A 19836-nucleotide genomic window follows, 5' to 3' on the forward strand; every position below is an offset into this window, starting at 1 on the left:
TTTACGTTTATTTACGTTTATTTCAAATATTTATTTCAAACGTTTATTTCTTCGAGTTCTAGAATTTTCATCAGTGGATAATTCAGTTCAGGATTGTATTCCATTCCGACTTTTACCCTTGAAGAGCTGTATCTTACAGTAATCTTTACTTTAAGCATAGGCCCCTGAAGTTCAGAATAACCGAACTCATTACTTAACTTACCCTTCAACATATTCCTGTCAATTTTTACCGAGATATCTTCTACATAGGGCTGGACTGAAATGCTTTCCTGAATAGCCTGTTCAAGGCTTGAAACCGTGTTCAAATTTACAGGGGAACCCGTAAATTGATGATATAGAGCTCCGAGTTTTATTCCTGCCTCAAAGAGTGCGTTATCTCTGTCAGTTGCTTTTTCTTGAACCAAAAAATCACTTCCTTCTGGAAATCCATTAATAAGTGTCTCGGACAAGTTAGTTTTACTGTTTTTCTTTTCTGGCACTAAATTCTTTATTTCGATATTCCTTACTACCCAGATTACTTAATAGAGGGACCTTGAAAAAAGGAGAAAAGATGTACATCAACATCAGGATAAAAGGCAGGATTGAGAAGATTCGCATATATTCGATATTGTACAGATAGAGAAGCATAGTTATACCAAAAATGGAAGCTACAAAAGCTAGAATCCTGACGTTCCTGATCTTCGGATAATTCACCGAACTCACCATAAGAATAGACAGACAAAGGGTAAGTGCTAGAAGGAAGTCTATCTTGACAAGATCTTCACTTAATAACATATATGTAACAAGCATAACGCAGCCTGCAGTTATGGGAAGTCCCTCGAATCCGGTTTTACTGGAAGCCATGGAATTGAAACGTGCTAGCCTGAGTACACCGCAGATAGCGTAGAAAACCGGAAATACAGCAACAAGAGGATCTGGATCTCCGACAAGAGGGTTTATTTGCCCGAATTGCAAGTATATTAAAAGAGCAGGAGCCACCCCAAAAGAAACTGCATCTGCCAGAGAATCAAGTTGTTCCCCGAGTTCTCCTCCTTTAAATCGTCTGGCAATGTACCCATCCGCCCCGTCTGCAATTGCTGCAATAAGAAGTAAGATCAAAGCCAGAACAAATCCGTTATGGGCTGCTGTAGTTTGAGATATAGCAGCCTGGATTGTAGCCTGAGCAGCTACTGCAATTGAACTGATTCCGCAGATAAGGTTCAAAAGAGAGACCAGGTCCGGGAGTCTTAACATTTGAAATACGTTCATGTTCAAAAGTCCCTGTCATTTTTTATTATTGCTATAATGGTTTTGCCTGCAAGTACCCGCTCTCCTTTCCGTACTATGATCTCAAAGTCATGAGGGATCGTTACATCAACCCTTGATCCGAAGCGAATCATTCCAATTCGCTGTCCCTGCTCGATTATATCATTTACTTGAGAATAAGAGACGATTCTTCTGGCAATTGTGCCTGCAATCTGCGTGACACTAACGTCACCATACTTGCTGTGAATAATAAATTCATTTCTCTCGTTTCTTTCAGAGTCTTTCCAGTAAGCAGGAAGATATCCACCTTTTTTGTAAGTTATTTGCTTAATCTTTCCCGAAATCGGAGCTCTATTTACATGTACGTTCTGGAGAAACATAAAAATACAGATTTTCCGGCCTCGAATATCTATGACAGTGCCATCGGCCGGGGAAATCATATAAGTGTCCGAAACTTCAACCTTTCTTTCTGGATCTCTAAAAAAAAGAACCATAAAAAAAGTCAATGCCATTGCTACATAAGCAATACAGTTTAAACGGGAGCTGTTCATTGCCCTGGAGAGGACTGCAAATAGTGCAGTAATAGACACAGCTGTAAAAAGCCAGGGTTCTGAACCTTTTGCAAGCATTTACCTTAATCCCCCTCAGACCTGCGCAGAAGAGATTTCAGTTCTATAGAAAGAATGACCCAGAGGCCATCAATCATTCCGAACAGCTCGGGGAGAATCCGGAGTACTGCATATGAAATTACAAAGAGGGCAATACCTGAACCCGCCTTTGCGATATAGTTATGTGCAATTATAAAACTGTCAGCCCCAAACCATTGCTCTCCATAAGCGACTACCACGAAAATGTCCCTTATAAGATTAAGTATATAAATCACGGGCACTGACACGGCAAAAGCCATAGCCAGACGGTTAAGAGGAGCTCTCACCGCACCTATAAGCCCCATAAAGAGAGCAATGCTTTCAATTGCCGTACAGGCGAGAATGATTTCCACTGTGTACCCATTAAGTGATATCATATTCCAGGCTTTCATATAAGCCGGAATCTCGAAATAATGAAGAATCCAGAGAACCTGAGAAGTAACACCTCCTATAATCCAGGTGTTCAGAAAGGCGAAATTCGCAAATGGGAAATAAACTAGAGCTCCAAGTGCACTGGCACTTGTAAGCATCGAGGTTATGTCAAGGTAATCAGCCTCATCCTGAGCTGAAAACTTCGAGTGCAGTACTTCTCTATTATTTCTTATCTTTAGAGGACCTTTTCTGTACTCTAGAAACATGATATACGCTACAAGTAGACAAAACAGAGCTACTACTATTGTTAATAGCACATTGGCATAGTCCATAATTTTGAGATAATGGAGAGGCTGATAACTCCAGTGGATGGAAAATACACCCCATCCAATCCCTCCAACAAGTTTACGAACCCTTAAGGTTCTGGGAATGACGGATGACGCAACCATTAACCCGACTGCGAGCCAGAGTATACTTTCTATCATTTTTCACGCACCTTTTTTGCCAGAGGTAAAGTTTAGTTCTAAATATTATTCTTGTTTATGAAAGCTAAGAAAGCCTCAGGCAAGTTATGAAGTTTCCGAGAGTGACAAGTTAACTTATATAAAATAATTAATAAATTTTTGCATAAATTTTGAATGAGTCAAATTCGTCTATAATCGTTAGTATTTAGGAATTCAAAGCTTATGGATTTTACTTTTCATATTGGTTAGGAAACATAGAACTCTTATCTCTCATCATTACTTTCAATGTTGATGAAGAGATGTAGAACTATTTACTTCCATCATTATTTTCTATGTTGATGAAGAGATTTAGAACTATTACCTCCATTGCTACTTTTTATACTGCTGAAGAGGTAGAATTGTTACCTACATCAATATAATGATATCGAGTAATTGAGCCTGCAAATAAGATAATAGATTCCTATTATAGAAGAATAACGTTATAAACAGAACTTTACAAAAATGTCCTTATTTGTATAAAAAATATAGGGATTGAATAATTTAAGAAATATGAAAAATTTTTATTTCGATAAAAGGAAAACATTTAATAGAAGCAACCGTATAAGGAACTTTTCTGCTCGACAGAAACATGACTTACAATGTCAAAATTGAAATAAGATGAAGAATTTCTACATTATGTACAATAATAATATTATTTTGTTCTGGCTTTCCTGCCGGAAAAGCAAAATCAGAAAGGGATTGGTGGCGGAAAAAGAGATCTCCCAAAAAGAAAAATGCGAAGGCGTTTTATGAAACCCCAAACTCCTAGTTTAACCGTTGATACCGTGATCCTCTTTAAAAATAAGCTTGTGCTTGTGAAGAGAAAAAATCCTCCATATCAGGGAAAATTTGCCCTTCCTGGCGGCTTCGTAGAAATAGGGGAAACTACAGAAAAAGCAGCAGTGAGGGAAGCTTTTGAAGAAACAGGCCTTTCCGTAGAGCTTATCAAACTTGTAGGAGTCTATTCCGATCCGGACCGCGACCCCAGAGGGCATACTGTTTCAGTATGCTACCTTGCAAAGGGATTAGGAGAACTCGAATCCGGATCTGATGCGGATTCCGTCGATCTTTTTGAGCTTGATTCCATTCCTGAACTGGCTTTTGACCATAATAAAATTATAAACGACGCAAAAAGTGATATTAATGCAGTTCTGTCCCAAATGTAAAAGTATGATGTTTCCTAAAAACGGAAATTTTGAGTGTAGAAAATGCGGAAACATAATACCTATAAAAAGTGATGAAAAAAGCTTTGTTTCCAGAGCCAAGATCGATGATCATGAAATAGTGGTTCTGGAAGGCGAGCAGACTTCAGGCCTGCCGACAACAAGTGCAAAATGCCCAGAATGTGGAAATAATACTGCAGCCTGGTGGCTCAGACAACTTAGGTCGGCTGACGAATCCGAAACCCGCTTTTTCAAGTGTACGAAATGTGGATTTACCTGGAGAGAATACGACTGAGATTTAATTACCTTTCTATTACCCCTTGAAAAAAGTACATTTCCCGAAAAAATAGATTCATCAGGCTACAGCTTCCTTTCTGCTTTAAACAGAGCCTGAAGCCGCCCTGTTTTCTGACCAAGATTTATATAGTTGCCGGGAGTTTGAATCTAGTGGTTTTTCCAGTTCCATAAACCCGTTTGACCATACTTGGAGAGTTAATTCATTAAGTGAGCTGGAATTTCGGAATCTGTAAAGAAATTTATATATCTCAAGGGTAATAAAGAGTTAGATTTAAATTTATTATTGGAGAAGAAACATGTTTAAGGCAGCAATTAATGCAGAGCTTCTGAAAGACGCGGTTGCCGCACTAGCTGTAATTGTAGATGAGGTCAGATTCAGGATAAAACCAGAAGGTATTTCGGTAAAAGCCGTTGATCCTGCTAACGTTGCAATGGGAATTTTCGAGCTTGGGTCATCTGCTTTCGATGAGTATAACGCTGATGAGTGTGAAATCGGAGTCGACCTGAATAAGATTACGGACCTGCTGGGAATTGCGGACAAGAACGACACAGTCCAGATGGAACTTGAAGAAGGAAATCACAAACTCCTGATTGATGTCGGAGGGCTGTCTTATACACTTTCTCTTCTCGATCCTTCTACAATTCGAGCAGAACCAAGAGTCCCACAGCTCGAATTACCTGCTAAAGTTGTTCTTAACGGTGCAGACCTCAGACGTGCTGTTAAAGCTGCCGAAAAAATAAGCGACCATATGCTCATGGGAGTTTCTGACGACACATTTTATATGGAAGCAAAAGGCGATACTGATCAGGTTCGTCTCGAGATGGGCAGAGATCAGCTAATCGACCTGAAAGCAGGTGAAGCATGTTCTCTTTTCTCTCTGGATTATCTGACCGATATAGTCAAACCCACAAACAAAGTCAATGAAGTTACTCTCTCCCTTGGAAAAGACTTCCCAATGCTTATAGATTTTGAAATTGCAAACGGTGCAGGAAGGATTTCTTACCTCCTGGCTCCAAGAATTGAGTCGGACTGAAATGGACGAAGAACATATCGCTCTTTACCCATTTGCTTCAGAAGTATCTGCTTATGTAGAAAGCCTTAGAATCTCGTTAGAGAGTTTACTTAATTCTCCAGCTTTCCGGAGATCTCGAGCTCGCGGGATGGAAAGAGTAATGCAGTCCATCGAAGGAGAGATTGAAAAACCACTCATGAAAGACGAAAGCTGGCTTCTTTCCGAGACTCTCTCTTATCCTTTTGCTCAAATTTTAGTTGCTTGCGTGGATGACCAGTTATTCACTAAGCGATATGCACTTAAAGAAGCAGAAGCAGCCTCAAAATGGCTCGAAAAAGAAAGTACTGATTTTTTACTTGAACTTGGAGAAGATTTTGGGATTCAAGCAGATGTTGAAAACTTACAGTTCAGTATGCATTTTGCAGATTACATACGCTTCTCCTCTTCAATAAGGGAACCCATATGGAAATTAACAAACCGGGAACTTAGATCCGGAATGGTCGCAGTTACGAAAAAAGACTTTGTAAGACTTCTTCAAGAAGCAATCAAAGAAAGAATAGAAAAATCGTTCCCGATTCCTAAAATTCCTTCTGAAGTGTCAAGTTTCTGCATCCCTTATGTTGCCGAAATAAAAGACAAGTTTGAGGTCCACAAGAAAAAATTCGGAACAACGGACTTTGGCATAGTGGAGCCCGAACTCTTTCCTCCCTGTATATCCCATGCCCTTGCAAATATACAGGGTGGAGTAAACCTTGCCCATTCTATGCGTTTTGCCACGACTTCCTTCCTGCTTAGCGTAGGAATGTCAGTTGATGACATTCTTAACCTTTTCAATGTTTCTCCTGATTTTGACGCAGAAGTAACCCTTTACCAGATAGAGCATATTGCAGGTGCAACAGGAAACATATACAAGCCTCCTGCATGTGATACCATGAGAACCTATGGAAACTGCATAGGTAAAGACCGACTATGTGAAAAAATCAATCATCCTCTAGCTTACTACGAGAAGAAAATATATCTGAAAAATAAAGAGAAAGAAAGGGAAGAAAAGGAAAAAGAAGAGGGAAAGGTAAAACAAGAAGAAAAAGAAGAAGGAAAAGAAAAGAAAGAATAGCGACTTGAAAATCAGTTACTCTACCCCATAATTCAGCCCTCTTGAGCGAACGAAGTGAGCGAAAAGGGCACCGTCCTCCCGAGACGGAACTCGGGTGACGGAACTCGGGTAATTCAGCCCTCTTGAGTGAACGAAGTGAGCGAAAAGGGCACCGTCCTCCCGAGACGGAACTCGGGTGACGGAACTCGGGATGAACATATATTTATCCCATTAACCTATTTGTATTATGCAGCAACCAACGGTATTTATTCAGGATCATTCTGTTTTTGAGGAACTTTCATGATCACAAAAGAAGATGTAGAACACATCGGCTGGCTTGCTCGCATTGATATTAGCGAACAGGAAACCGTCGAATACATGGAAAAACTTAATTCAGTATTGGGGTACTTCGGACAACTTGACGAGTTGCCGACAGAAGACGTAGCTCCTACTTACCACGTGGCTGAGATTTATAACGTGTTCAGGGAAGATGTGGTAGAAGAATGTCTCCCTCAGGAGGTTGTTCTTGCAAACACCGAACACAAGCAGGATGGAGCCTTCAGGGTTCCGAAGATAGGCTGAGGAGGGTTTTTTATGGCAAAATGGATGAGCGTTGCACAGGTAAAGGAAAAAATTGAGGAAAACTCAGCCGAAGAAGTAACAGCTCAGTATCTCGAAGTTATAGGAAAGAGCAAAATTAACGGTTATATAACTGTCTCTGAAAAAGCTCTTGAGCAGGCGAAGAAAATTGATGCTGAGGGGCATAACGGTCCTCTTGCAGGGGTACCAATTGCAATAAAAGATAATATTTCCGTAGTCGGACTGCCAAACAGTTGCGGTTCGAAAATTCTTGAGGGTTATATCCCACCATTCAATGCTCATGTTATTGAAAAGCTTCTCGCTGCAGGTGCAGTAATCCTGGGAAAAACTAATATGGACGAGTTTGCAATGGGTTCTTCTACGGAAACCAGCTATTTTGGGCCGACTGCAAATCCCTGGGACCTTGAAAGAGTACCTGGTGGATCTTCCGGTGGTAGTGCAGCAGTTGTTGCAGCAGGAGAAGCTCCTTTTGCCCTTGGTTCAGACACAGGAGGGTCCGTACGCTGTCCTGCGGCATTCTGTGGTGTAGTTGGACTTAAACCAACATACGGATCGGTTTCAAGGTACGGAGTTGTAGCTTATGCAAACTCTCTTGAGCAGGTCGGACCTCTTGCAAACAATGTGACAGACATTGCAGTGCTGATGGATGTTATAGCCGGCTACGATCGTAAAGATTCGACTTCAATTGACAGTAAAATCGAGTACCAGAAAGCTCTTGTGGAAGATGTAAAAGGGCTTAAAATCGGGGTTCCAAAGGAGTTTTTCGGAGAAGGCATCCATCCAGATGTTGAAAAGGCTGTCTGGAACGCCATACACAAATGCGAAGATCTCGGAGCGTCCTGGGAAGAGGTTTCCATGCCTCATATAAAGTATGCTCTTGCGTCTTATTATATCATTGCAATGAGTGAAGCATCCTCAAACCTTGCAAGATTTGACGGAACACGTTACGGATATAGAGCGAGTGGTGAAAATTGGCATTCCATGGTTTCAAAAACAAGAGCCGAAGGCTTTGGAACCGAAGTGAAAAGAAGAATTCTCCTTGGAACTTATGCCCTTTCAGCAGGATATCACGACAAGTATTATTTAAAAGCCCTCAAGGTCAGAACTCTTGTGAAGCAGGACTTTGACAAAGCCCTCTCAAAAGTTGATGTGCTCATGGCTCCAACTATGCCAAATCCTGCTTTTAAAATAGGAGAAAAAATAGAAGATCCGCTTACTCTCTACCTCTCGGACGTGAATACCTGCCCGATCAATCTTGCAGGAGTTCCTTCACTTTCCGTGCCATGCGGTTTCACTGATGGTCTTCCAATAGGACTTCAGATAATGGGAAAACCATTTGACGAGCCTGCTGTGCTGCGTGCAGCATATACTTTCGAGCAAAATACTGATTATCACATAAAGAGACCTTCGGAGGTGGCATAAATGGTCTATGAAAATCCGGACGGAATAAGAATCGGGCTTGAGATTCATATCCAGTTGAATAAACTTAAAACCAAGATGTTTTGCGGATGCTCTACAGACTATCACAATGCAGCCCCAAACACTCACACCTGCCCTGTCTGTCTGGGCCTTCCGGGGGCGCTTCCTGTTCTCAACAAAAAAGTGGTGGAAGCTGCAATTAAAGTTGGGCTTGCCCTTGAAGGGGAGATTGCAGAAGAGACGCAGTTCCACAGGAAGAACTATTTCTACCCCGATCTTCCCAAAGGTTACCAGATCACACAGTATGATTTTCCAATTGTGAGCAATGGAAAAATCGTAATTGAAGGCGAAGACGGAGAACATACGGTAGGGATTACAAGAGCCCACATGGAAGAAGATCCAGGCAAACTTGTGCATATCGGAAGTATAGAGAAGTCAAAAGGTGTCCTTATCGATTATAACAGATCAGGCGTGCCTTTGATCGAGACTGTTACGGAACCTGATATGCGCAGTCCCAAGGAGGCAAGAAGGTTCCTTGACAAATTCAGGAATATCCTTGAGTATCTGGATGTTTTTGACGGTAACCTTGAAGGAGCAATGCGTGTGGATGCAAACGTTTCAGTCCACTGGGGTACCCGTGTTGAGGTTAAGAATATTTCCTCCCATAAAGGAGTTGAAAGAGCTCTTCTCTATGAGATTATGCGTCAGAAAAATGTGATCAGGCGTGGAGGAAAAATCTCACAGGAAACTCGCCACTTCGATGAAGGCAGGGGCGTAACGCTCTCGATGAGGACAAAGGAAGAAGCTGAGGACTATCGTTACTTCCGCGAACCCGACCTTATGCCTATGCGCATTACCGATTGGATTCCTGCAGTTAAGGAGACTCTTCCTGAACTTCCGGACGCAAAACGCTCTCGTTTCATAGAGCAGTACGGAATTACGGATATGCATGCAAAGTCTCTTACATCAAAGATTATGCTTGCTGACTTTTATGAAGGCGTCTGTGCAAAAGGAGTTGACCCGAAGATTGCAGCTACCTGGACAGCTGATGTCTTCCTTGGAGAATTAAACTACCGTGACCTTGCAATCTCTTCTTATGACGGGGAGAAAATAGGTTTTATCCATGGGAAAGACCCAAGGATAAAGAATTCTATAAAGGTTTCAGATATGGTAGAACTGGTTAACCTCTTTGCCGAAGGTAAAATCAGTGACCGGGCTGCCGTTGAAGTAATTCGAACTATGCTGGACACTGCGGAGGAAAAGACTCCGTTCCAGATTATCGAAGAAAAAGGCCTTTTCAAAGCCGAAGACGACCTGGTGACTAAAGCGGTTGCCGAAACAATTGCCGAGAATGAAGCTGCAGTACAGGACTATCTTGGAGGCACGGAGAAATCCCTGAACTTCCTTGTAGGGCAGGTCATGAAAAAGACAAAGGGTACGGCGGATGCAAAAACTGCACGCGACCTGATAATTAAAGAACTGAAAGGGTAACCCTACAAGGGTTCACCTTTTTATTATGTTTTAACTTATCTAAATTAATAAATCTCAGGCCTCCGATCCTCAATGATAGAGCCAGTTTGTCTGATCTCTTTTGCCTTTTCGAGATCGATTTCCCCAATTAGAACACATTCTTCCTTTCCGGCTTCTGCAAGAATACGTCCCCATCCGTCGGCAATAAAAGACTTTCCTGCATAAGTTGAGAACCTATCATTTCCTGCTCTATTACAGGCGATATGCAACAGTTGGTTTTCAATTGCTCGAGAAAGAGACATAATACGCCAGGGATAGATATAAAAATCAGGCATATCAGAAGCCGAAACCAGAAAATCAGCTCCCTCAAGAGCAAGTTTTCGAGAAACTTCCGGATAACGGATTTCGTTACATACCATAAGCCCCATGGAAAGTCCATACTTTTTCAGCCGAATAGGATGTATATCTTCTCCAAGTGCAAAATGTTCTTTTTCAAGACCGTAAAGCTGAGTTTTCCGATGGATTCCAACTAGCTTTCCGGACTCAATGCAGAACCCCAGGTTGAACTGAGGAGGAATGTTCATTTCACTACTGAATTCTGAGCCTTCTCTCTGCTCTATCATAGAACCCGCAAGGATACATTGATGTTCCTTTGAAAAATCACATAAAGCTCCGATGGTAGAACCGGAAACAGTTTCAGCTACCTCGACTATCCGGTCATAACAAAAACCGGTGGAGAAGACTTCCGGAAATGCAAGCAGCTCAGCTTCTTTCGAAACCGCTTCTTCTGCCAGGGAGAGGGCACGCTCAAGGTTTTCCTTTTTTGAGCACAGAGAGATATTCATCTGGATGCAGGCAACTTTCATGGTTGTCACTCTTTCCTTCCACGAAGTATAAGTTATTTTACTTCATAAAGTTACTCCATTTAATGGTTAGACCGGAGGATAGAAAGGATTGATAAAAACTGGTAAAAGAAGACCGATAAAAAAGACTGATAAAGAAGATTAAAATTGATAAAAGGAAATTGACAAAAAAAACTGATAAAAGGAAATTGATAAAAGGAAATTGACAAAAAGAAACTGATAAAAGGAAATTGATAAAAGGAAACTGATAAAAGGAAACTGATAAAAGGAAACTGATAGAAACTGATAAAAATTGATGAAAAGAGACAATGAAAAACTTCAACCGGAAAGGACAGAAGAGAACAGGCTAATCGAATATATCAGTAAGTTACTCAATCTGTTTTTCTTGTCTTGTTGATCAAGTTTTTTATTAAGCTTCCACGTTTTTAGGAAGTTGGATTATGGAGGAAATCAATATTAGTTACAACTTCTCCGGCTTTTTACAGTTTTGTACAGGGATTGGAGGTTTTGCTAATTTATGGAAGTCATTTTTGTTCCATTTTTAAAGATCGTTCTGCTGGAAGTTTTTGAGTTTTTATATTATCAACAAGTCGAAGTTTTTACAGGGCTGATTAAGGAGTCGAAGATTTTTAGGGTATTATTGCAAATTATTTATGAGAACTTCTTTAGTCTGTCCAATGAGATGTCTTTTCCGATTTGTTTGTGGAATTCAGGTTTTTGTTGACCGGACGACCCCGAGGCTTTCCATAATATTCATTTCTGCCGGAGTGATAAACTTTCCGTTACTTAACAAAAACCCATGCAAAACGGGTTTGAGAGAAGTCTCCTGGGTTGCGTCTTTCATATCTGAAACTCCTTTTGTTTGGTTGTAGTCCATCATTTGACACATGTACTACGGAAATAAATTACCGTGTTATAGTACAAATAGATTTCTATCAAGCTGAGCAAGTTAGTTTAGAAAAGTTGTCACACTGTATGCAGGTTACGTTTACCCAAATATTTAAGAGAGACATTCAGACCGACAGGAAAAACACTTTGATTCTTAGTCAAACTGCATTCAACCAAAAATTTTTATAGCCACGGTCAGAACAAAATATATGGCCATCCCTACAGCCAGATATTCTGAAACCTCAACTGTCAGAATCGATAATGAGAAGTGTAAGGTCTGTGGTCTCTGTGTTAAAGTCTGCAAAGGAGCACCTCTTTACCTTGAAAACAATAAAGTAAGAATTGACCAAACTCGCTATTTCGGCTGCATCGGCTGCGGACATTGTGCTGCAGTTTGCCCCACAGGAGCTATCACGATTGAAGGAAGAGACATATCCCAGACTTCCTTTATGGATATCCCGATGGAAGAGACAAGAGCCGGGTATGAAGAACTTATGGCTCTCATGCTAGCCAGGCGAAGCATTCGGGAATTCGATGACAGAGACGTCGAACAGGAAAAAATAGACAGGATTCTGGTAGCAGTAAGCACGGCACCCATGGGAATTCCTCCTTCGGATGTTGAGGTCCTGGTTATAAACGGAAAAGATAAGGTAAGGGAATTTTCCGATGACATGTTAGAGCTTATGAAAAGTCAGAAATGGATATTTTCAAAGCCTACACTTCTCCTTCTGCGGCCTTTCATCAAGATGGAAGAGTATGAAGTCCTTGACAAATTCATAAATCCGGTGATTGGAATCTTTGAAGAAATGAGAAAAGAAGATACAGATTACCTGCTCTACGGAGCTCCCCTTGCTATGTACTTCCACGTATCTCCTTATGCTGACCTGGCAGATCCCTTTATCACAGCTACCTATGCCATGCTTGCAGCCGAAACCCTGGACCTTGGAAGCTGCATGATAGGAACCATTGGTCCAATGCTGAAAAATGGAGGCAAAGACGTGAAAGAAAAGTACGGAATCAGCGCCCGAAACCAACCTGGAATAGTGGTCATTTTTGGTTACCCCGCAGTAAAATACAAACGTGCTATCCGGAGAAACTTGGCAAAAATCCATTATTATTAAAAAAGAATTTTTTAAATTGCTCTTTAGATTATAATGCTCTTTAGATTATTAGATTATAAATTGCTCTTTAGATTATTAGATTATAAATTGCTCTTTAGATTATTAAATTACTAACACAAACTTCGGCTTGAGCTGGGCTCAGTTTAATTTTTATCTAACTTCCATTATGATCATCTTCAAACTTACAATTTAATATTCTTCAAACTCGCACTCAACCTTTTTTCCCTCTCAAACTCATTCCTCACTTCAACCGAAACCCTGTTAAAAGGACATCCAAAATAGATACAGCGGCAGCACTCATATCTCCAGATCGTTAGCAAGAAAATCGAAATGGAAACTAAATAAGCACCCAATAAAAATTGCTCTCTCAAAAGCCAGGGAACGGGAAAGAGAATCACGACTAGGAACCCAAGAGTAGTAACGGCGAGATCGAATTTTCCTGGAGGATACGGCCTGGATCTGAAATGCTTCGGCCAGCCCCAGTTCATCATGCACCCTAATTTTTTTCCTTCCTTCGGATAGTAAGGGCAGTGAGTACAGAAAAAGCTCTGTTCAAGAATATTGAAATGGAAGAAAAGTGTGAGAATGTAGGCAAGAAGCCATCCTGTTGAACTGATGCCGATCGCAAGCCCCGCAGAAAACAGAATAGTTAGCGTTACGAAGTTCCAGTAAAGGAAGTCTTTAAATTCGTGCTCTACTCTAAGGGAAACAGATCTGCCTGAACCTGCTGCCTGAAGTTCCTCTCTTGAAAACCCAATATTTTCAGAAATTCCATCCCTTTTCTCAAATTCTTCTTTCACACCCGCAGGCACCCAATTCATAGGACACTCAAAGTTAATGCATCTTACACATTCATACCGATAGGCTGTCAGAAAGAACAGTACCCAGGCAACAATATAAGTTCCCAGAAGTAGAGGGTCACTGATAATCCAGTAAACCGGAAAAAGAAACACGGATAGAGCCCCAAGAACAGTAATAATCTTTTCAAAAAGGCTGTGAGGTCCTGGACGGTCTTTAAAAATTTTTGGTACTCCCGAAAGCATCATGCACTTTACGCAGCCTTTACTCTGGATATAGTAAAAACAATGAGTACAGACGAACCTGAATTCGAGGACCAGGAAGAAAAAAAGGGCTATCCCTATGTAAACCGCTACCCATTTGAGTGAATCCCTGGCGATTGCGATTGAACCGATAAGGAAAGGTATTATGTTTAAGAAGTTCCAGTAGAGGCGGTCTTTAATAGAATGTTCAGTTTTGAGAGGAAAAAGGACGCCTGAAGAGGACATGAAGAGCTTTTGGGAAAGGAAAAGGTATAAAGGTTTGGATTTTACAGTTTATTGGAAAGCGATCTGTTATGGAGAAGTAGTTTTTGAAATAGAATCAGAGTCACATAAAATGAGATATAATCACCAAAGGGGGAAAAGATATTGAAAGAAAACCCACCGAGAATAAAACTCTACATCGCCTGCAGCCTTGACGGTTTTATAGCAAGAGAAGACGGCAACATAGACTGGTTAACCAAATATGATAACAATCCCGAAACCAATTATGGTTATTCTGAATTTTATGAGTCAATCGGCACAGTTCTCATGGGCAGGAAGACCTATGAACAGGCGCTTGGATTCGGAGAATGGCCTTACGGGGAGAAAAAAACATACGTATTTACCCGGCAAAAAGAGTCTTTGCACCACGAAAAGAACGTAGAATTTGTTACCGGTGATATTACAGAATTCGTTCGTCTGCTGAAAGAAAATAAGGATCAAGATATCTGGCTCATGGGCGGTTCACAGCTCATTAAAGCATTTCTTAAAGAAAACCTTGTGCAGGATCTGATTGTTTTTGTGGTTCCAATTATCCTTGGAGGTGGAATTCCTTTGTTTGACCACATCGGGAAAGAGGTCAGGCTCAGGAGTGGAAGGATTGAAAGATATGAAAATGGACTTGTGAGGTTGGAGTATAAAGTTCAGGAACAAATAAAAAAATGATAGTAACTATTCAGGGTATAGTTATCGGCGCTCCTTTGAGCGCCGCGAGAATACCCTCTAAAACCGGTAAACCATCTTTTTCATTGTCGAAATATATGCTCTAATTCTGCAGAAAGCTTCCGCTCCTTGCATGATCCTGAAAGTTCCTGATATTTTCTGCTGTAGTTTCATCATCCTGACATCTCTTTCTGCTTGATTATTCTCAAAGGGAACTTTCAAGTCTGTCAAGAATCGCAGAATCTTTTCTTCATGTTATATAAACCTATCAAGCAGATTTCTTGCTTTAGTTTTAGGATTCTTACCACGTTTTCCTTGTCTTTCAGGATTTAAAGAGGGTGGATTTTCTTCAATTCCTTTCTCGACTAAAGCATTGAACCTTTTTTCTAATGCCTTAACTTGTTCAAAATCCAGATCTTTGACCTGCTCTTCTTTGCACTCATCAGCATACTTTCTCATTTCAGATAACAGCTCATTCATATCTTTAGCCCATTGCTGTTTATAATTTTCTTCAATTCCAGTAAGTTCTCTCTGGAGATGAGCATTGCAAAGAGCATGATCACAATTATAACCGTTGTAAGGTTTCCATCCATCGTGAACTGTTACCCCTTTAAACTCTGGAAGAATTCCCATAGCATCAATAGCTTCGGATCCTCTTTTTGGATGAGCAAAATAACAGGTGTATTTGTCAGTAGAAGCTACATGAAGACAGTGTCTTTTTCCTTGAATTTTCATTCCAGTTTCATCACAATGGATGACAGGAGAAGCTACTAACTTCTCATTAACCCTATTTTCAAAATCCTCCAAACTCCGGAAACATTCTCTTTCTGCTTTAATAATAGTAGCAAAACAGATTTTTATCCCCATTACATCGTTAAACAATTCAAAAATCCTTTCGTAAGGAATGAAATGATAATTTTTAAAGTAAATTGCCGAGGGCAAAATATTAGGGCCATATTGAATTGGATACTTTATAGATTCTGGAAAATCAGCTTTATTTAATCTTCCACAGTAAGGATAGGTCCTTATCTGACTTCGATGTTCAGTGACAGTAAGATTTACAGGTGAAATATCAAAAATATGTCTTTTTTCATGAGCCTCATCTTCAATGTCCTCAAGATTATGTCCACACTCTTTGCAGCAACTCAAAGAATGTTCAATAGTCTACTCAGGATTATCAATCATTTCAAGAGTTCCTGAATGGTCTTCTTGACCTCCAGGTTTCTTGCCACTCTTTTTACGCAGACTCTTGGGATTAGGTTTTCCTTTGAAAAAATAGTCAGTAGAAGGAGGTTTACTGCTGTTTCTACTGTTTTGATTTAAGCGAGATTCTAAGGCTGTCAATCTTTGAGTGAGATCTTTAATTTGGGATTCAAGACTTTCAATGTAAGCTGCAATAGCTTCAGAGTTTGAAGCACACAAAGCAAGAATCTCTTCACGTTTCATCAAGGAAGAAAATGATTCATTTTAATCCAATTTTTCCTCGGAAAGAGGAAGAATTGGGTAGCCTTAACAAGGCTACCTGAATAGTTACCAATTTTTTTATTAATTAATAAGTAGCGTTGAAACAGATATTAGCAGATAATATATTATATTGATTATAAAAACAGCGTTAGCTTTAATTCGACAGGTATAAATCAAAATATTTATATTTTGTCTTTTTACATATTTTTTGGTGATTTTATAACAACCTTGTATAGAGAAAACATAGATCAGGAAGTTAATTCGATTTCCACCGAACAAGAATATATTGTTGAACTCTTGAAAGATGACTTTGTTTGCACTCAAAGTGCTTCATCTTCGATAACAATCAAGAAAGATGTAGAACTACTGGAATTCGCCAAAGTATCTGAAAGCAGCTTTGATATATGCTCAACAGGAACCTCCATAGTACAAGGACAGACGAAATATAACAAAGCACAAGTAAACCAAAAAGCAACTTATCTTGACATATCTTTAAGCTGGGGAAATAAGAAAAATATCCTAAGCCTTACTATATTTTCCCCTACAGGAGCCTCTTATGGTCCCTATAAAGCTAAGTCTAACAACAAAATCATCTTACGTATAAAACCGAAAACGGGGAAATATCTGCAAGGAGGAAACTGGAAACTCAATGTGTTCGGAAAATCAATCATTGGAACGGAGTACTACACGCTTAAAGCCGTCTATTATATTTAAGCTTCAAAATAAACTACTTCTCTTTTTATTGTTTATTTTTTTGATAGAAACAGCTGAGGCTACTGAATATATTATAGAACCTATTCCAGATGATCAATTCGGAGTCCCAATTAATGGAGAAAAAATGGTAGAGCTTCAAGTCATCGAAATACCCTACTGGCAGTTTCTTTTATGGCTGGCTATAGTGTATATCTCAACGGCTTTTGACTTCCTTTACACCAGGCTAATTTTCTCAATAGCAGGATATAAAATTGTAAATCCTGGAAATGTACTTGACAACCCCAGCCGTCTTAGTATTTACACCTATATCAAAAACAAACCCGGAGCATATATTAGTGAGATTGTAGGAAATGTAGGCTTGGATAGAGAACATACAAAATATCACATAAAAGCCCTTGAATCCCAGAACAAAATCGAAGCCTATAGAGAGGGCGGGAAGACAAGATTCTTCGAAAATAATTTTGCTTATAATGAGGAAGAAATGAAAGTTATTTCTGCTCTTCAAAATGTAACGAATCAAAGAATAATTTTAGAAATACTAACTTGTAAGTGTAATACAAACATTGCTCTTGCACGTGAACTTAGAGTTTCTAAGGCTACAGTCAGTTGGTATATAAAAAATCTCAGAGAAATTGGCCTTATAATAGAAACAAAAAAAGGAAGAAATACAATTTACAGAATAAATCATGTATATGAGCCAGTTGTTGAAAAACATATTAGGCATTTACAGGATTCTAACAATTAATGTCATGGCAATTAAACTATTGAGTATAATCTTTGCCTAGTACTATGATTCCGAAGTATATTCACGAAACTTGATGCTTGAATCAATTCAAAGATAACGAATTTACTATTAAATAAGAAATTTTTGGATTCTAAGCGTTGGTGTAAAAAAATTTAGTTGTTGACCATATAATAAGCTCAGAAATGAGCTCAGAATCACTGTACTCTGATAAGAAGCTACTTTTGAAAATGGTCCCAACCCTTTGAACGTGATCTATTGATTAATAGACCCTCTGAAAGATGATTGATTTTTTAATGGATATTAAGTCTTATTTGTTCAATTAAATCTGTTTCAACCCTTTCTCGGCTATACTGCATTCACTAAATATTTTATTTGTTATTTAAGTGTGTTATATACTTTAATTAATAAATTAAATATTGATTTTTCCTTACATTTAGCATTGAATTTCTAATGAGTGAAAATGACATCAGATGCCTTAATAATGCACAAACAAAGGTTGTGGGCAAATAAAGTTTTTATCGCATATATTTGTCAATTTTAAATATTATTATAGCTGTTTTATTAAAAAAATCGGTTTTTAGAGTGTAACTTAATTGAGGAAACTCTAAATAAACTCTAAATGAACTCTAAATGAACTCTAAATGAACTCTAAATGAACTCTAAATGAACTCTAAATGAACTCTAAATGAACTCTAAATGAACTCTAAATGAACTCTAAATGAACTCTAAATGAATATACATTGTCCAAAATAAGCATTCTATAACCTTAATTTTATCACTGATTTAAAAGGATTCTATTAGTGTTGGGAGATCTCGAATATTTAGTTTAAGTGAAACCTGAATTCTTCTTACTGATTCAGATTTTTAATCAAAAAACACAAAAATCACTAGATTTTAGAACAGGGCATAAAATGTTAATTGTTAGATACTTTGGTAATACAAATTATATAGATGTTTATAAGTTGTAATGTTTGGGATTCAATCGAGTGTGGAAATTAACGATTGGAACCCAAAATCCAGAGACTCTATCAGTTGCTTACAAAACGAGATCAAAAGAAGTAATTTTGAGTTTTGGGATCAACTCACTGCTAACAATTAAAGTTTAATTTTTGTATAAAACAGATTATGAAAAGTGAAACAGTTGTATAGAAAAATAGAATTTTAAGTTTGTGAGACCACAGACAGAGAAGAAAAATAAGTTGTCTGTTATTTTCCACAAAAAAATGAACCTATTTTATATACTCAAATAAAAATGGAAAAGTTTAAAACTTTATAACAAATCAAAATTATTTGTATTATCTATGGAAAAATGAAATGAGTAGGTATAGGACATGAAAACAAACAAAGTAATTTTAATTTCAGTAATGCTAATATTATTACTATTGGCATCTACTGCATCAGCAGCTACCCTAAACGTAGGGTCAAAAGAAAAATACAAGACAATTCAAAGTGCTGTAAACGCAGCAATCCCCGGAGACATTATACAAGTTGCGTCAGGCACATATAAAGAAAATGTTAAAATTACCAAGGAATTATATATTGTAGGAACGAAATATCCGAGTGTTTACGGTTTCTATTATGATAAAGGGAAATCCGGTACTATAAACGGATTCACAATTACAAAGAAGGGAGTAACAGCCAATAACGCTGGTGCTAACGCAATTATCCGAAACAATTATTTCAATAATTGTGGTATCACCTTACAAGGGAAATCATCATACGGCGTTACTATAATGAACAATCAGATTAAAGGCGGAACTGTTGCACTGTATAACACCTATGACCAAACTCTTAAGGGTAACACGATTTCCAATTCAAAATATGGACTCTATGTAGGGGATAAGAACAGTATTCCCACAGTTACGAAAAACACATTTAAAAATTGTAATTATGGAGTTTACCTATATGGTTGGAAACAAAACCCCGGAAAATTAGTCACATTCACAGATAACAGCTATATAAATAATAAAGTTAATATCGGCTGGGGTATGAATAAGTTATAAATTTAGAGGAAGTTAAATTCCCTCTATCTTTTTCTTTATTTTTTCAAGCCAGTTTTTATGCAATTGTTTATCTTTTTTATAGTTCCCATTTCCTCACACCGTCCGACAAGCTATATACTTTACAAACTTATACAACCCATCCCTTTTGAGAAATTCTCCAAAATCGACAGCAGGAAAATTGTTGTTTTTTTGAGAACATCTGCGGAAAGTAGATTCCAGTGTACCCCGGAAATT

The 19836-nt window shown here is 38.7% G+C and carries 20 protein-coding genes and 1 pseudogene; 12 read left to right on the plus strand and 9 right to left on the minus strand.

The window, feature by feature from the left end; genetic code table 11:
• Positions 1-35: 35 nt before the first annotated feature.
• The 4 genes from MSBR3_RS12405 to artA are packed head-to-tail and all read right to left on the minus strand — an operon-like array spanning position 36 to position 2749.
• A complete protein-coding gene (locus MSBR3_RS12405; RefSeq protein ID WP_048110477.1) occupies positions 36-404 on the minus strand; it encodes a dihydroneopterin aldolase family protein in 369 nt (122 codons plus the stop codon).
• A gap of 52 nt (positions 405-456) precedes the next feature.
• Positions 457-1248 (minus strand): archaetidylserine synthase, encoded by a 792-nt coding sequence (locus MSBR3_RS12410; RefSeq protein WP_048108506.1) that lies wholly within the window; start codon positions 1246-1248, stop codon positions 457-459.
• A 2-nt stretch (positions 1249-1250) separates the two neighbouring features.
• Entirely contained in the window at positions 1251-1874 is a 624-nt protein-coding gene (locus MSBR3_RS12415; protein WP_048108508.1) for a phosphatidylserine decarboxylase, read from the minus strand.
• Between the two features lie 5 nt (positions 1875-1879).
• On the minus strand, positions 1880-2749 hold the full coding sequence (gene artA, locus MSBR3_RS12420) for an archaeosortase A (RefSeq protein ID WP_048108510.1): 870 nt from the start codon (positions 2747-2749) through the stop codon (positions 1880-1882).
• A 767-nt stretch (positions 2750-3516) separates the two neighbouring features.
• On the opposite strand from artA, the gene MSBR3_RS12425 reads away from it, so the two are divergent.
• The 4 genes from MSBR3_RS12425 to priL all read left to right on the plus strand — a co-directional run bounded on the left by MSBR3_RS12425 (position 3517) and on the right by priL (position 6354).
• The gene (locus MSBR3_RS12425) at positions 3517-3933 is read left to right on the plus strand and encodes an NUDIX domain-containing protein (protein WP_048108512.1); all 417 of its coding nucleotides are present in this window, start codon (positions 3517-3519) and stop codon (positions 3931-3933) included.
• Positions 3911-4225 carry a transcription factor S gene (locus MSBR3_RS12430; protein ID WP_048108514.1) on the plus strand — a complete coding sequence of 105 codons (315 nt, stop codon included), beginning with the start codon at positions 3911-3913 and terminating at the stop codon, positions 4223-4225. The genes MSBR3_RS12425 and MSBR3_RS12430 overlap by 23 nt, the downstream gene beginning before the upstream one ends.
• A 298-nt stretch (positions 4226-4523) precedes the next feature.
• Positions 4524-5261, plus strand: coding sequence for a DNA polymerase sliding clamp (locus MSBR3_RS12435; RefSeq protein WP_048108516.1), 738 nt, complete (start codon positions 4524-4526; stop codon positions 5259-5261).
• A 1-nt stretch (position 5262) separates the two neighbouring features.
• Complete coding sequence (gene priL / locus MSBR3_RS12440) at positions 5263-6354, plus strand: DNA primase regulatory subunit PriL (RefSeq protein ID WP_048108517.1); 1092 nt, start codon at positions 5263-5265, stop codon at positions 6352-6354.
• Positions 6355-6369: 15 nt separating this feature from the next.
• Here priL and MSBR3_RS20370 read toward each other — a convergent pair whose 3' ends face one another.
• Positions 6370-6552, minus strand: coding sequence for a hypothetical protein (locus MSBR3_RS20370; protein WP_155396810.1), 183 nt, complete (start codon positions 6550-6552; stop codon positions 6370-6372).
• A gap of 81 nt (positions 6553-6633) precedes the next feature.
• On the opposite strand from MSBR3_RS20370, the gene gatC reads away from it, so the two are divergent.
• The 3 genes from gatC to gatB are packed head-to-tail and all read left to right on the plus strand — an operon-like array spanning position 6634 to position 9843.
• Positions 6634-6915: an Asp-tRNA(Asn)/Glu-tRNA(Gln) amidotransferase subunit GatC gene (gatC, locus tag MSBR3_RS12445; protein ID WP_048108519.1), complete on the plus strand. Its 282-nt coding sequence runs from the start codon at positions 6634-6636 to the stop codon at positions 6913-6915.
• A gap of 12 nt (positions 6916-6927) precedes the next feature.
• Complete coding sequence (gatA, locus tag MSBR3_RS12450; protein ID WP_048108520.1) at positions 6928-8355, plus strand: Asp-tRNA(Asn)/Glu-tRNA(Gln) amidotransferase subunit GatA; 1428 nt, start codon at positions 6928-6930, stop codon at positions 8353-8355.
• Positions 8356-9843: an Asp-tRNA(Asn)/Glu-tRNA(Gln) amidotransferase subunit GatB gene (gene gatB, locus MSBR3_RS12455; RefSeq protein ID WP_048108521.1), complete on the plus strand. Its 1488-nt coding sequence runs from the start codon at positions 8356-8358 to the stop codon at positions 9841-9843.
• 44 nt (positions 9844-9887) lie between these two features.
• Here gatB and MSBR3_RS12460 read toward each other — a convergent pair whose 3' ends face one another.
• Both MSBR3_RS12460 and MSBR3_RS21490 read right to left on the minus strand, forming a co-directional pair.
• Complete coding sequence (locus tag MSBR3_RS12460) at positions 9888-10688, minus strand: carbon-nitrogen hydrolase family protein (protein WP_048108522.1); 801 nt, start codon at positions 10686-10688, stop codon at positions 9888-9890.
• 706 nt (positions 10689-11394) lie between these two features.
• Complete coding sequence (locus MSBR3_RS21490; protein ID WP_268989083.1) at positions 11395-11529, minus strand: hypothetical protein; 135 nt, start codon at positions 11527-11529, stop codon at positions 11395-11397.
• Between the two features lie 253 nt (positions 11530-11782).
• On the opposite strand from MSBR3_RS21490, the gene MSBR3_RS12470 reads away from it, so the two are divergent.
• Positions 11783-12694, plus strand: coding sequence for a nitroreductase family protein (locus MSBR3_RS12470; RefSeq protein WP_048108524.1), 912 nt, complete (start codon positions 11783-11785; stop codon positions 12692-12694).
• A gap of 182 nt (positions 12695-12876) precedes the next feature.
• Here MSBR3_RS12470 and MSBR3_RS12475 read toward each other — a convergent pair whose 3' ends face one another.
• Positions 12877-13980, minus strand: a complete 1104-nt coding sequence (locus MSBR3_RS12475) for a hypothetical protein (protein ID WP_048108525.1) — start codon at positions 13978-13980, stop codon at positions 12877-12879.
• 141 nt (positions 13981-14121) lie between these two features.
• Between MSBR3_RS12475 and MSBR3_RS12480 the strand changes: the two genes are divergently transcribed.
• Positions 14122-14679, plus strand: coding sequence for a dihydrofolate reductase family protein (locus tag MSBR3_RS12480; RefSeq protein WP_048108527.1), 558 nt, complete (start codon positions 14122-14124; stop codon positions 14677-14679).
• A gap of 10 nt (positions 14680-14689) precedes the next feature.
• Here the strand turns inward: MSBR3_RS12480 and tnpC are convergent.
• Positions 14690-16125 (minus strand): annotated as a pseudogene (tnpC, locus tag MSBR3_RS19505) (IS66 family transposase).
• 204 nt (positions 16126-16329) lie between these two features.
• Between tnpC and MSBR3_RS19000 the strand changes: the two are divergent.
• The 3 genes from MSBR3_RS19000 to MSBR3_RS12510 all read left to right on the plus strand — a co-directional run bounded on the left by MSBR3_RS19000 (position 16330) and on the right by MSBR3_RS12510 (position 19602).
• Positions 16330-16854 (plus strand): hypothetical protein, encoded by a 525-nt coding sequence (locus MSBR3_RS19000; protein WP_052723398.1) that lies wholly within the window; start codon positions 16330-16332, stop codon positions 16852-16854.
• 40 nt (positions 16855-16894) lie between these two features.
• On the plus strand, positions 16895-17599 hold the full coding sequence (locus MSBR3_RS12505; RefSeq protein WP_230627452.1) for a winged helix-turn-helix transcriptional regulator: 705 nt from the start codon (positions 16895-16897) through the stop codon (positions 17597-17599).
• 1331 nt (positions 17600-18930) lie between these two features.
• A complete protein-coding gene (locus MSBR3_RS12510; protein ID WP_052723399.1) occupies positions 18931-19602 on the plus strand; it encodes a right-handed parallel beta-helix repeat-containing protein in 672 nt (223 codons plus the stop codon).
• Positions 19603-19836 lie beyond the last annotated feature (234 nt).

It is taken from the genome of Methanosarcina barkeri 3 (genome assembly GCF_000970305.1).
Lineage (GTDB): Archaea > Halobacteriota > Methanosarcinia > Methanosarcinales > Methanosarcinaceae > Methanosarcina > Methanosarcina barkeri_A.